Below are 12,386 nucleotides of genomic sequence, written 5' to 3'. Positions count from 1 at the left end.
CTGAGAAAAGGCGACCTCTATGGCCGATCCCGCCCCGACCCAACGCACGACAAGAGACGAGAAACTCAGCGCGCTGGCCGCGCTCCTCGGACCCGATGGTCTGGCACGATTGCGGGCCACGGGGCTGGGAGAGGCCGGGCCGCAGCCCGATGTCGACCCCGACCGCCTGGCCTGGCATCAGAACCGGCTGTTGCAACGGCTGCGCGCGCGCCTCGAGGCCGCACCGGACCGCGAGTTGCCGCGCCGGGAGGTCCCGCTTGTGACCCCCATCACCAAGCCCAACCCAATGCCGCCTACCCCCGCACAGCTCCGCGCGCCGATGCAGGCAAATTCCGGTCTGGACGCCCGCATCGCCACTTCACTGGATGTCAATCGTCTTCGTGATGAGCACCCGGCGGTGATCGCGCATGTCCTGCGCCAGCAGGATCGCGCCACGCGCGTGAACACCTTGCGGAGCCTGCCCGGCCATGTCGCGCGCGCCGCCGTGCGCCGATTGCGCGACCTGTGAGCCGCCCCTCATCGGGTCGTCGCCGGGCCTTCAAGAAATTTCGGAACGACGGCTAGGACCGGAATGAAGCGGCTCCGGCGCGGCCCTTCGCCTTGGGACCCCGCACCGCGATCCTCAGCGGACGATGAACTCCGCATGCAAAGCGCCGGCCGCGTCGATGCTCGACAGGATGTCGATCATCTCGCGCGGCGAGACCCCGAGGGCATTCAGCCCCGCCACCACTTCGGACAGCGACGTGCCGCCACGTATTTCGGCAAGGCCCGTCCCCGCGTCTTCCTCGATCGCCGCGCCGGTGCGGGGCAGGATGACCGTCTCGCCCTCGGCGAACGGGTTCGGTTGGACGGCGACAGGCCGTTCCTCGATCCGCAGGGTCAGGTTGCCCTGCGCCACGGCGACCCGGCTGATCCGCACGTCTTCGCCCATGACGATGGTGCCCGAGCGCTGATCCACCACGACGCGGGCGCGGGTTTCGGGTTGCACCAGGATGTTTTCGACCCGCGTCAGGGCATGGGCGGGCGAGGGTGCGCGTGTCGCGCCGATATCGAGCAGCACCGTCCCCGCATCCAGCATCGCCGCAACGCCACGTCCGAATTCGTGGTTGATCGCCGCCTCGATGCGGGCGGCGGTGGTGAAATCCGGGCTGTGAAGGGCGAGGCGCACTTCGGCGAGAGAGGCGAATTCGAACTCGATCTCGCGTTCGATCCGGGCACCGTTGGGGATGACGCCAGCGGTTGGAACGCCCTGCACCACGCTCGCCGCGTCCCCCTCGACCGAAGCGCCGCCCGCGATCACCGCGCCCTGTGACACGGCGTAGATGTCGCCATCCGCGGCGGTCAGGGGCGTCATGACCAGCGTGCCGCCAAGCAGGCTGTCGGCATCGCCGATGGCCGACACGGTCACGTCGATCTGGCTGCCCTGCCGGGCAAAGGGCGGCAGGACCGCCGTCACGATCACCGCGGCGACATTTTGCGGCCGGAATTGTTCGCCGGTCACGTTCACGCCCAGGCGTTCGAGGATGTTGACCATGATTTCCTCGGTAAAGGGCGCGTTTCGGATGCCGTCGCCGGTTCCGTTCAGCCCCACAACCAGCCCGTAGCCCACAAGGTCATTGCCGCGCACACCGTCGAACTCGACCAGGTCCTTGATGCGGATCGGGGTCGCCAGCGCCGCGCTGGCGCAGGCACAGATCAGGCTCAGGGCAAGCAGGAGGCGGGTCATCTACAGGTACTCCGACAGGGACAGGCGCGAGAGGCGCGCGGTGACGAGGTAGAGGCTTTCCAGCCGCTGGCTCAATTCCTCGATCTCCGAGGCGGTGCTGTAGGGATCGGCTGCGGTGATCCGGCCCTGTTCCAACTCGAGGCTGCTGCGGGTCGCCTCGGTCCGGACGCGGGCGGCGTCGAGCTGCGCCTCGGCCGTGCCGAGATTGGCGCGCAATTGGATCAACCCGGTCTCGCCCAGTTCCAGACGCCCGGCCGCAGCCTGGGTCAGCTCGCGGCGCGAGGTTTCATCCGCCGGGCCATGGCCCTCGGCGGTCAGCGCGGCGAGGGCGAGACCGGCCAGGGTCGTGCGAATGGCGTCTTCGCGCGCGGTCACCCCGGCCTCGACCGACTGGCCTTCCTCCAAGAGGACGGGGGGCGGGTCGCCGCCCCCGCCCTGCCAGGCGAAACTGTCATAGCCGCCGCCCGTGTCGCTGAACCACGCGTCGATCTCGGCGATCAGGGTGGCCGCGTCGGGGGCCGCATCGGCGATGGGGCGGAGCGCGTCGAGGATGTCATCGGCGGGCCGCAGCGCGGGTTGATCCGGGCGGTCGCCTGAAAACAGGCTCTGACCGGCAACGCGGGTATTCAGGCTGGACACCGCCATCTCGAACCGGTCGGGCGCATCGGCAAGCCGCAACTGCAACTCGCTCGCCGCGCCCGAGTTGCTGACGGCGAGCAGACCGGGCCCCAGCCCCTCGATCTCCGCCGAGAGGCGCTCTAGCGCGGTCTGGCGACCCTGCGCGGCAAGCGCCGCCTCGGCGATGCCGGTGGCGAAGGTTTCGGTCAGGCGCAAGCGGTGCATGACGTCGGAGAGGGCCGAGAAATCGCCGCCGGTGGCCTGGCCCAGATCCGACACGCGCCCGGTCGACAGTTCGGTCGTCAGCCGTTGCAGATCGGCCTTCAACCCCGCGCTGTCGCGGCGAAACAGGTGGTATCCGGCGGCATCGCCAAGGGTGGTCAGGCTCATGCGCCGATCCTCATCAATTCGTCGAGCATCGCCTCGGCGGTCTGGACCACGCGGGCATTGGCGGCGAAGACCTGTTCGATCTGCAACAGGCGCTGCATCTCGGCATCGGTATCGACACCGGCGGCCAGTTCCGCCTGTTTCAGGGCAGATTGCCGGGCGCTGGCGTGGCTTTCATTCGTCTCGGCGGTCTGGCGGGCCAAACCGGCAAGGGACAGGTGGTCGGACACGAGCCCCGAGAGGGAGCGCGCCGCGCCCGAGAAGCCGCCTGACGCGGTCGGGCGAAGCTCGGACAGGGCATCGAGTTGCGCGGTCAGGAAAGTCGCATTGCCGATCGCGCCCTCGGTCGCGGCGCCCAGACCGTCGCGCAGGCGCCAGACCACGCCGCCCTGGTCGGGGTCCACGGCGGCGTTCAGGCGCAAGCGGCCGGCAAGGCCGATCTCGGCCGCGGCGGTGACCGGGGCGCCGGCATCGGTGAACAGGCCCGCGGCGCCGCTGGGGAGCGTCGTGTCGAGACCGGGGGCCTGCAGCCGTTCGGCGAGGTCGCGCGCGACCGCATCGATCCGGGCCTGAGCATCGGTGCCCCACGCATCCCGGACCGCGAAAAGCGCCGCCAGTTCGCCGCCGGCAAGGGCGGGGGGCGTGCCGTCGAGGCGCAGGTTTCGCCCGTTGATCGTGAGGCCCGAGAGGGTGCCATCGGCGCGGGTCATGTCCGGGGCCATGACCGCGACCGGGGTGAACCCCAGCTGCGCGGCCTGCCCATCGACCAGCGCCTCGCCATCCTGGCTGTAGAGGTAGAGCGCCCCGCTGCTGTCGCGGCGGGCCTGAAGGGGGATGAATGGGGCGATCTCTTCGACCAGCGCGTTCTGGGCGTCGATCAGGGAGGCGGCCTCGCCCCCGCCGTCCTGCGCGGCGCGGATGCGGGTGTTGAGGTCGGCGATCTGTCCGAGCGCGCCGTTGATCGTGTCGACCGCTCGCGCGATGGCCGTATCGGCTTGCAGACGCTCGGCCTGGATGCCGTCGGATATGGTGTTGATCTGGCCGGCCAGGGCAGCGGCGGCTTCGACGGCGGCGGACAGGTGCGCCTGGCTGTGCGGGCTGTTGGCGGCGGCGGTCAGGGTGGCCTCGAAATCGGCCAGCCGGGCAGAGAGGCTGCCGGACTGGTCCGGCGTGCCGATCAGGGTTTCGAGGCGGGTCATGAACCCGGCCTCGGTGCCCAGTGCGGAGAGTTCGGCATCGGCCAGTCGCCGCTGGCCGAGAAGAACCATGTCCTCGGTCCGCAGGATGCCGCCGATCTGCGCGCCGGAGCCCGCGTTTCCGGTCACGCGCGAAGCGATCTCCAGCCGGCGCACGCCGTAGCCTTCGGTCATCGCGTTGGCGATGTTGGACGACACGACATCCGCCGAGCGCCCGGCCACGGTCAGGCCGGAGAGCGCGTTGGACAGGGTGGAGGAGATGCTCATCGGCGGGTCCCGGCAGGCAAGGGGCGCGGATCAGCGCTTCATGTTGGTGGTTTCCTGCAGCATCTCGTCCACCGTCTGGATGATCTTGGCGTTCGAGGAATAGGCGCGCTGTGTCTGGATCAGTTGCGTCAGTTCGGCGGCGACATCGGTGGCCGATTCCTCGCGGGCGTAGCCGACCATCTCGCCCGTGGGTCCATCGCCCGCGTCCCACAAGAAGGCCGCGCCGCTGTCGGCGGTGATGGAATAGGTCTGGTTGTCGTGCGCCATCAGCCCGTTCATGTTCGGCACGTCGACCACGGGGATCTGGTAGATCACGCGGGTCATGCCGTTGTCGTAGATCGCGTGGAGCAACCCGTTGGCATCGACCTCGACCGTGGTCAGGTCGCCCACCGGCGAGCCATCCTTGACCACCGGCGCGCGCGAGAAGGTATCGGAGAGCTGCGTCAGCCCCCCGGCCTCACCCGGCACCCCGATCACGAGTTCCATCGGGCCGCCATCGACGGTCAGGGCGAGGGTTCCGGTCACCGGGTCGAAGGGACCGCCGGAGATGGGCGTGACGGTATCGAGATTGCCGCCATTGCCGCGCGCGTCGTCGAAGGTGACGGTGTATTCGCCGATCACCGCGCCATCGCTGGCGGAGTCGCGGACGACCATCGTCCATTCATGGGAACTGCCCGTGGCGGGCACGGTCGGGGTAAACTCGATTTCCAGGAACTGGGAGGTTCCCAGGTTATCGTAGTATTCCGCCGACATCACGAGAGTGTCGCCACCGGCCCCGGCCTCGGTCGAGGTGGCGGGCAGGTTCACCGACAGTTCCATCCGGGTGGTGGGGTCGCCGATGAACTGGTTGGTGTTGAGCATGATCGGTTCCAGCCCGGCGAAGGTGTCACGCGGGTAGGCGGGAATCGAGCCATCGGCATTGGCGGGCCAGCCCATCAGCACCTCGCCGGTTTCGGTGCGCAAGATGCCCTCGGCGTCGGGGCGGAAGGAGCCGGTCGAGGTCAGCATGATCGGTAGATCGTCGCCATCGTCGTTGAGCGCGGCGGCCGAGGTGACGGGCAGAAGGCCGCGCCCCCCGATGGCGATGTCGGTCGGGTTGGTGGTGGAGACCAGCGTGCCGCGCTGGTCGATCATGCGCGAGACGGTCGCGCGCACACCGCCGGCGGAATAGCTGCCGTCCGATTGCATCACGACCATCGAGTGGAAATCGGCCACCGCACGCTTGTACCCATAGGTGCCGGCATTGGCGATGTTGTCGGCGATCGTGGCCAGCCGGCTGGCATTCACGGTCAGGCCCGCCACCCCGGAATTGAGCGAGGAGGAAATCGTCATGTCATGCGCCTTTCTGCTGCATTCGGATTTGGTCCAGACTGCACCGGAGAAGTTAAATCGCCCCTAACAGATCAAATTTTATCTATTTCGCCCGGATCAGAGGTGGCTTCGGATCAGAATGACCTCGATCCGGTCGTTGCGGACCTCCATCGGGTCGTCGGTGATCGGCTCCCGGTCGGCATGGCCGGTCAGGCGGGCGATGCGGCGCGCGGGCAGGCCGCCGGTTTCCAGCATCCGCCGCAGGGCCTGCGCATGGGTGATCGACGCCTGCCACCGCGTTTCCGAGGCGATGACGATGGGTTCCGAGGTGACATGCCCCGCGATGCCCACCGCGTTCGTGACCGTCCCGAACAACTGGGCCATCACCGCCGCAAGGCCCGGCAGCCACGGCGCCGGATCGCCCGTGCGCGGATCGAACAGCGGCGCGCCGGGGCGCGAGAAGATCTCGATGATAAGGCCTTCGTCGGTCAGGCGGCTGTTCACATGGGCCAGGGCCAGTTCGCTGACCATGCTGTCGCCACCCTGGCCCATCAGCGCGTCTTCCAGTGCCTCGAGCGCGGCAATTTCGCGTTGCGCGTCATGGTCCGTGCCCTGCAACCCGAGCGCTTGCCGCCCCTCGGTCGGGCGACGGTTGGTGGCGCCGGTGCCGTTCTGCGCGATGGTGGTTTCGGAAAACACGCTGTCGCCGCCGAAACTGCCGTCGCCGCCGCCCGAGATGCGGCTGATCGGAACCGTCGGGCTGAAATAGTCGGCGATGCCTTTGCGCTGCTGTTCCGTGGTTGCGTTCAGCAGCCACATGAGCATGAAGAAAGCCATCATCGCGGTGACGAAATCGGCATAGGCGACCTTCCACGCGCCGCCGTGGTGGCCGCCGCCCGCGACCACCTTCTTCCGCTTGATGATGATCGGGCGCTGGTTGCTGCCATCCGCCATGCCGGCCCTCCGCAAGGGTTTGGGCCTGTTTAGCGGGCAATCGTGAAAAGGGGCTTAATGCTCCGTGACGGCGCCACGAAAAACGGCGCCGCCCGGTGGGGCAGCGCCGCTGGTCGTTCGGATGGGCAAGGGTCTGCCCATCCTCCTTTTTCGTCAGCCGATGATCGCGTTCAGCGTGGTCGAGGGGCGCATCACCGCAGCCGTCTTGGCCGGGTCGGTGTGGTAGTAGCCACCCAGATCGGCGGCGGCACCCTGGGCTGCGGCCAACTCGCCCACGATCGCCTCTTCACCTTCGGCAAGCGCCTTGGCGATGAGGGCGAAATGCGCGGCAAGATCGGCGTCCTCGGTTTGCGCGGCCAGGGCCTCGGCCCAGTAGCGGGCGAACCAGTAGTGGCTGTCGCGGTTGTCGGGCTGGCCGACCTTGCGCCCGGGCGAGCGGCCATGGTCGAGGATGCCCTGAGTGGCGGTTTCCACCGCCTCGCCCAGCACGCGGGCCTTGGCGTTGCCCTTGGCGTCGGCGAGGAACTTGAAGCTTTCGCCAAGCGCGCAGAACTCGCCAAGGCTGTCCCAGCGCAGGTGGTTCTCGGCCTGCAACTGCTGCACGTGCTTGGGGGCCGAGCCGCCGGCGCCGGTCTCGAACAGCCCGCCGCCCTGCATCAGCTTCACGATCGACAGCATCTTGGCCGAGGTGGCCAGTTCGAGGATCGGGAACAGGTCGGTCAGGTAGTCGCGCAGCACGTTGCCGGTGATGGCGATGGTGTTCTCGCCTTTGGTGATCGTCTCGAGGCTGGCGCGGGTCGCTTCGCGCGGGGCCATGATCTCGAAACGGTCGGCCACGCCCTTGGCTTCGAGGATGGGCTTCACCATAGCGATCAGCTGCGCGTCATGGGCGCGGGCCTCGTCCAGCCAGAAGATCGCGCGGTAGCCGGTGGCGGCCTGCCGCTCGATGGCGAGGGTCACCCAATCCTCGATCGGCGCCTTGCGCGCGCTGGCCGAGCGCCAGATGTCGCCCGCCTGCACGCTATGCTGGTGCAGGACCGTGCCATCGTCGAGGATCATCTTGACGGTGCCATCCTCGGGGATCTCGAAGGTGGTGGGGTGAGAGCCGTATTCCTCGGCTTTCTGCGCCATCAGGCCGAGGTTCTGCACGGTGCCGGCGGTGGCCGGGTTCAGCGCGCCGTTCTCCTTGAAGAACTTGATCGCCTCGTCATAGACCGGGGCGTAGGAATTGTCAGGGATGACGCAGTTGGCGTCGGCCTCTTTCCCGTCGGGGCCCCAGCCCTTGCCGCCGGCGCGGATCAGCGCGGGCATCGAGGCGTCGATGATGACGTCCGAGGGGACGTGCAGGTTGGTGATGCCCCGGTCGCTGTCGACCATGTACATCGGCGGACGCTCGGCCGTGACGGCCTCGATGGCGGCCATGATCTCGGGCTCGTCCTTGACCCGCGCCAGCAGGTCGCCGAGGCCGGAGTTCGGGTTCACGCCAAGCGCCTCCATCTTGTCGCCGAACTGGTCGAAGACGGGCTTGAGCCACTGCTTGACGGCATGGCCGAAGATGATCGGGTCCGAGACCTTCATCATCGTGGCTTTCATGTGCAGCGAAAAGAGCGTGCCCTCGTCCTTGGTCTTGGCGATTTCCTCGGCCAGGAACGCGTCCAGCGCGGCGGCGCTCATGTAGGTGGCGTCGACGACGGTGCCCGCGGGGTAGGAGACGCCCTCTTTCAGCACGGTCTCGCCCGAGGCGCTTTCCAGGACGATCTTGGCGGTCGCGGCCTTGTCCAGCGTGGCGGAGGTTTCGTTCGAGAAGAAGTCGCCACCCGACATCGAGGCGACGCGCGTCTTGCTATCAGATTTCCACTCGCCCATGCGGTGCGGATTCGCTTGCGCGAATTTCTTGACGGCGGTAGCGGCGCGGCGGTCGGAATTGCCCTCGCGCAGGACCGGATTCACCGCCGAGCCCTTGATCGCGTCGTAGCGCGCGCGGGCCTCTTTCTCGGCGTCGGTCTGGGGCGCCTCGGGGTAATCGGGCAGCGCGTAGCCCTGCGATTGCAGTTCCTTGATGGCGGCGACCAGCTGCGGCACCGAGGCCGAGATGTTGGGCAGCTTGATGACATTCGCCTCGGGCGTTTTCACCAGCTCACCCAGTTCGGCGAGGTCGTCGGACTGGCGCTGCGCCTCGGTCAGGTTCTCCGGGAAAGCGGCGATGATCCGGCCCGCGAGGCTGATATCCTTGGTGCCGACCGTGACGCCCGCCGCATCAGCGAAGCGCTGGATGATCGGGAGGAGGGAGGCCGAGGCCAGTTCAGGCGCCTCATCGACCTTGGTGTAGATGATGTCGGGGGTGTTCTCTGCGCTCATTGGATCCATCGTTCCATAGTTGCCGGGCGGCGGAGAATCCCGCCCTTCCTTCGCGGTATGCCATAGTACACCGAACCGGCTGGGTCCATGCCCTATCGCAGCGTCAGACGAGGCGAGTTGCCGCGCCGGCCGCTTTGCCTCTGTCGCAAGCATGTGTCCCTGTCGGGACGGTTGCAACACTTTCTGAAGGTGGGAAAGTGGTGCCGGTGAAGGGACTCGAACCCCCGACCCCATCATTACGAATGACGTGCTCTACCAGCTGAGCTACACCGGCGTCTTTCGGACCGGGCGACTGCCCCGTCCCGCTTGACCGCGCCGCTTTTAGCAGATGCGTTTGCGGCGTCAATCGCGTCTGGCCGTTCCCGTGACGCTTTCCTGAACAGGCCGGGAATCGGGGGGCGGTCCTTGTTCGGGCCGCCCCTGCCTTGGTGGTTTCAGCCGCGGGCTTCGGCCGGTTCGGCCTCGACCGTTTCCGCCTCTTCCGACGTATCCGTGGACGCGGCGGGGGTGCCCTCCACGACCTCGACCTCATCGGGCGCGTCCTCGCGCCGATCTTCCAGCGCGCCGACGATCAGCGGCAGCATCTGTGCCGGACCGGCCAGTGCCGCGTCGGATTGCGGCGCCTCCTGCCAGCTCAGCGTGTCGAAGCTTTCGCAATTCGCACAGACCGGGCGCCAATCGGCGTGGACGTGGCCACATTTCTCGCAAGTCCATTGCGGCCCGCGCGAGGCGGTGACGGCCTTGGCCAGCCAGGCCCGAACCACGCGATCCTCGCCGCCCTGCCCGCGCTCGATGGCCGCCATGATGGTCAGCGAGCGGGCGGTCGGGTTGGTTTCGGCCAGATCCCCCAGCGCACGACGCGCGGCGGGGAAATCCTCGGCGGCGATGTGCAACTCGGACTCGAGCATCTTCGTCTCGGGGTCCCTGGGATGCTTGGCCAGAAGCGGGCGGAACCGCTTGAGCCGCTGGGCCGGCGTTTCGTCCGGCGCGATGGCGGCAAAGGCGGCGGCGAGGTCGGGGTGCGGCCCCGTCTCCCACGCCTTGGTCAGGATCTTGGTGGCGATGCGCGGCTTGCCGTCGGAGATGGCCAGACGGGCGGCCATGACCGCGGCAGGCACAAGGCCGGGGGCCATGGTGTTGGCCGCGTTCGCCTCGCGCGTGGCATCGGCAACCTTGCCCTCTGCCATGGCATCGCGGGCATGGGCCAGCGCCAGCACCGCGTCGCGCCGCTTGTGCAGGTCGCGCGGGATGTTGCCGGCCTTGAGCGCATTGGCCAGCGTCTGGCGCGCGCCCTGCCAATCCTCCGACCGCGACTGCAGCTGCAGCAACGTCGTCTGCACCTCTTCGTTCTTGGGGCGCAGCGCCAGGGCGCGCTTGGCGAGTTCCAGCGCGGTGTCGGTCTCGCCATCTTCAAGCTTCTGCTTCATCAGCCCGCGCACGCCGACGAAGCGGGTGCGATCATCGGTGACCAGCGCCTTGTAGGTGTCGGTGGCGAGCTTGCGGTCGCCGACCATCTCGGCCCCTTGCGCCACGACAAGCTTGGTCAGTTCCGGGCGGCCAAGGTACTTCTCGGCGCGTTCGGCCTTGCGGATGGCCAGGCGACCCTCCCCGGCGGCCAGCGCCATCATGCCTTCGCCCAGCGCCGCGTAGCCCTTGCGCTCGGAGCGGCGGTCGAAATAGCGGCTGATGGCGGTTTCGTCGCCATTGAGGAATTTCAGCGTGGCGATCAGCAGGCCAGCCAGCTTGAACAGCAGCCAGACCGAGATCAGCAGCGTCAACGCACCAAGGATAGCGACCAGCGGCGTCAGAACGAATTCGCGCCCCGCGACGGTCAGGACGGCGGTGTCCTGCATTTCCGTCAGGAAGCCGACGCCCAGCGTCAGCAGCCCCACGATGGCGATGAAGATCAAGACTTTCAGCAGAGACCAGAGCATTGTGCGACGTCCCTTCTCAGTTGCTGCCGGCGAGCGCGTCGGCGACGGTCACCAGCGCCGCGTCCACGGCGGCGCGCGTTTCGGCCTCGGCCACCCAGCCGGACATCTCGGCCTGCGCCCCTTCGGGCAGGGCCGCGATTTCTTCCAGCGCGGTGCCGAACTCGGCCCGGTCCACCGCGGCCTGGGCGCGGGACAGGACGGCGTCGGGATCATTCCCCTCGCGGGGTTCGATCGAACGTCCCCCGACCTGCCCCTGAAGGAAGGCGGTCACGCGTTCCATCGTGCCTTCACCGGCCGTTTCGCGCAGGGCGACGGGCAGGGCGGCGCGGGCGGCGGAGGGGAAGCTGTCCTGCAACTCCTCGACCGTGGGCACGCCGGTTTCGGCATTCGCGGCCAGCGCCTCGGGCACCTCGGTCGCGGCGGCGATGGTGTCAATCGCTTCGGCATAGGGGTCGCCGGTGGCGATGGCGTTGCGGATCAGGCCAAGTGCGGATTCGGCCTCGGCGGTGGCCAGCACCGCTTGTGCCTGGGCTTCGGCCTCGGCGATGGCGGCCTGGGCTTCGGCCTCGGCCTGCGCGGCGGCCTCTTCGGCGGCGGCGCGTTCGGCTTCGATCCGGGCGGCTTCCTCTTCCTGTGCGCGCAGCTGCTCTTCAAGCTGCGTCACCGCTGCTGCTGCGGCGGCCACGTCGTTTTCCACATCGCCCGAGAAGATCGGGCGCTCTTCCAGCGTGGTGACGCGTGTGGCGATGTTTTCCAGCGCGGTGGCGGTTTCATCCAGCCGGGTGCCAAGCGCGCCGATCTGTTCGGTGACGGGCGACAGATCCACCTCGGGGGCGGAGGCCGAGGCCAGGTCACCTACCTGCGCCTGCAGAGCGGTCAGCGCCTCGGATTGCTGGGCGATCAGTGTCTCGAGCTGGCTGGTCGCCTCATCCCCGCCGGATGTGGGCAAAAGGCCCATGTAGCTGGCGCCATAGCCAATGCCGGCGGCGACGATGCCACCGATGACCAGCGGCACGAAACCGGGTCCGCGGCGTTCGACCACGGTGGCCGGGGCGGGTGCCGGGGGCGTCGTTTCTTCGACGGTGGTCTCGGCCTCGCCTGCAACGGTGTCTTCGGCGGTGCGGCCCTCGGCCGTCTCGGCATCGGTCACGAAATCCGCGCCGGCAACCGACTCTGCGTCGAGCGTGTCGTCGCCTTCGCTTGCGGTATTGTCCGTTTCGTCCGTTTCGGGCGTGTCGCCCTCTGCGGTGACCGTCTCGGCGTCGGGCGTCTCCGCCTCGGGGGTCTCACCCTCCGGCGCCAGCGTCTCGGCCTCGGATGCCGTGCTGTCCGGGTCGACCGTTTCGGCCTCGGGCGTCTGGGCCGCCTCGGACGCCACGATCTCGGCGTCTTCGATGGCGGTGCTGTCCTCGCCCGGGGTCAGCGTTTCGCCCTCTTGCGGGGCGAGTGTGACGCTGTCCTGTCCTGCGGTGCCGTCAGTCACGCTTTCTTCGGGGGGGTGCGTGTCGTCACGCGTGCTGCGGTTGCTACCAGAGCTTTTCGATGATCGTCTCGCCACCACCTGTGTCCTTCTCCCTAGCGCGCCCAAGTGTCTACCTAACCTGACACTCGGCGCGAGTCAGCCAAAATCAGCGT

Annotated in this window: 9 protein-coding genes and 1 tRNA gene; 1 reads left to right on the top strand and 9 read right to left on the bottom strand. The window is 68.2% G+C overall.

Going from position 1 to position 12,386, the window contains the following annotated elements; all coding sequences use genetic code 11:
- Nucleotides 1-19: 19 nt before the first annotated feature.
- Nucleotides 20-508 carry a hypothetical protein gene (locus tag ABD923_RS11225; protein WP_259553905.1) on the top strand — a complete coding sequence of 163 codons (489 nt, stop codon included), beginning with the start codon at nucleotides 20-22 and terminating at the stop codon, nucleotides 506-508.
- 114 nt (nucleotides 509-622) lie between these two features.
- Here ABD923_RS11225 and ABD923_RS11220 read toward each other — a convergent pair whose 3' ends face one another.
- The 9 genes from ABD923_RS11220 to ABD923_RS11180 form a co-directional block, all read right to left on the bottom strand.
- The gene (locus ABD923_RS11220; protein ID WP_259553906.1) at nucleotides 623-1,726 is read right to left on the bottom strand and encodes a flagellar basal body P-ring protein FlgI; all 1,104 of its coding nucleotides are present in this window, start codon (nucleotides 1,724-1,726) and stop codon (nucleotides 623-625) included.
- Complete coding sequence (locus ABD923_RS11215) at nucleotides 1,727-2,734, bottom strand: flagellin (RefSeq protein ID WP_259553907.1); 1,008 nt, start codon at nucleotides 2,732-2,734, stop codon at nucleotides 1,727-1,729.
- Entirely contained in the window at nucleotides 2,731-4,194 is a 1,464-nt protein-coding gene (flgK, locus tag ABD923_RS11210) for a flagellar hook-associated protein FlgK (protein WP_259553908.1), read from the bottom strand. Before flgK ends, ABD923_RS11215 begins: the two co-directional genes overlap by 4 nt.
- Before the next feature lie 30 nt (nucleotides 4,195-4,224).
- Nucleotides 4,225-5,526, bottom strand: coding sequence for a flagellar hook protein FlgE (locus ABD923_RS11205; RefSeq protein WP_259553910.1), 1,302 nt, complete (start codon nucleotides 5,524-5,526; stop codon nucleotides 4,225-4,227).
- Between the two features lie 96 nt (nucleotides 5,527-5,622).
- A complete protein-coding gene (locus ABD923_RS11200; protein WP_259553911.1) occupies nucleotides 5,623-6,459 on the bottom strand; it encodes a flagellar motor protein MotB in 837 nt (278 codons plus the stop codon).
- A 153-nt stretch (nucleotides 6,460-6,612) separates the two neighbouring features.
- On the bottom strand, nucleotides 6,613-8,817 hold the full coding sequence (locus ABD923_RS11195; protein WP_259553912.1) for an NADP-dependent isocitrate dehydrogenase: 2,205 nt from the start codon (nucleotides 8,815-8,817) through the stop codon (nucleotides 6,613-6,615).
- Nucleotides 8,818-9,015: 198 nt separating this feature from the next.
- Nucleotides 9,016-9,091: transfer RNA gene (locus ABD923_RS11190), tRNA-Thr, on the bottom strand.
- A gap of 160 nt (nucleotides 9,092-9,251) precedes the next feature.
- Nucleotides 9,252-10,751: a heme biosynthesis protein HemY gene (locus ABD923_RS11185; protein WP_259553913.1), complete on the bottom strand. Its 1,500-nt coding sequence runs from the start codon at nucleotides 10,749-10,751 to the stop codon at nucleotides 9,252-9,254.
- 16 nt (nucleotides 10,752-10,767) lie between these two features.
- Nucleotides 10,768-12,234, bottom strand: coding sequence for a COG4223 family protein (locus tag ABD923_RS11180; RefSeq protein ID WP_259553914.1), 1,467 nt, complete (start codon nucleotides 12,232-12,234; stop codon nucleotides 10,768-10,770).
- Nucleotides 12,235-12,386: the final 152 nt, after the last annotated feature.

This window comes from [Roseibacterium] beibuensis (genome assembly GCF_039542305.1).
GTDB classification, from domain to species: domain Bacteria; phylum Pseudomonadota; class Alphaproteobacteria; order Rhodobacterales; family Rhodobacteraceae; genus Roseibacterium; species Roseibacterium beibuensis.
Note: the sequence above shows the minus strand (reverse complement) of the source record. Positions and strands in the feature narration are given on the sequence as shown.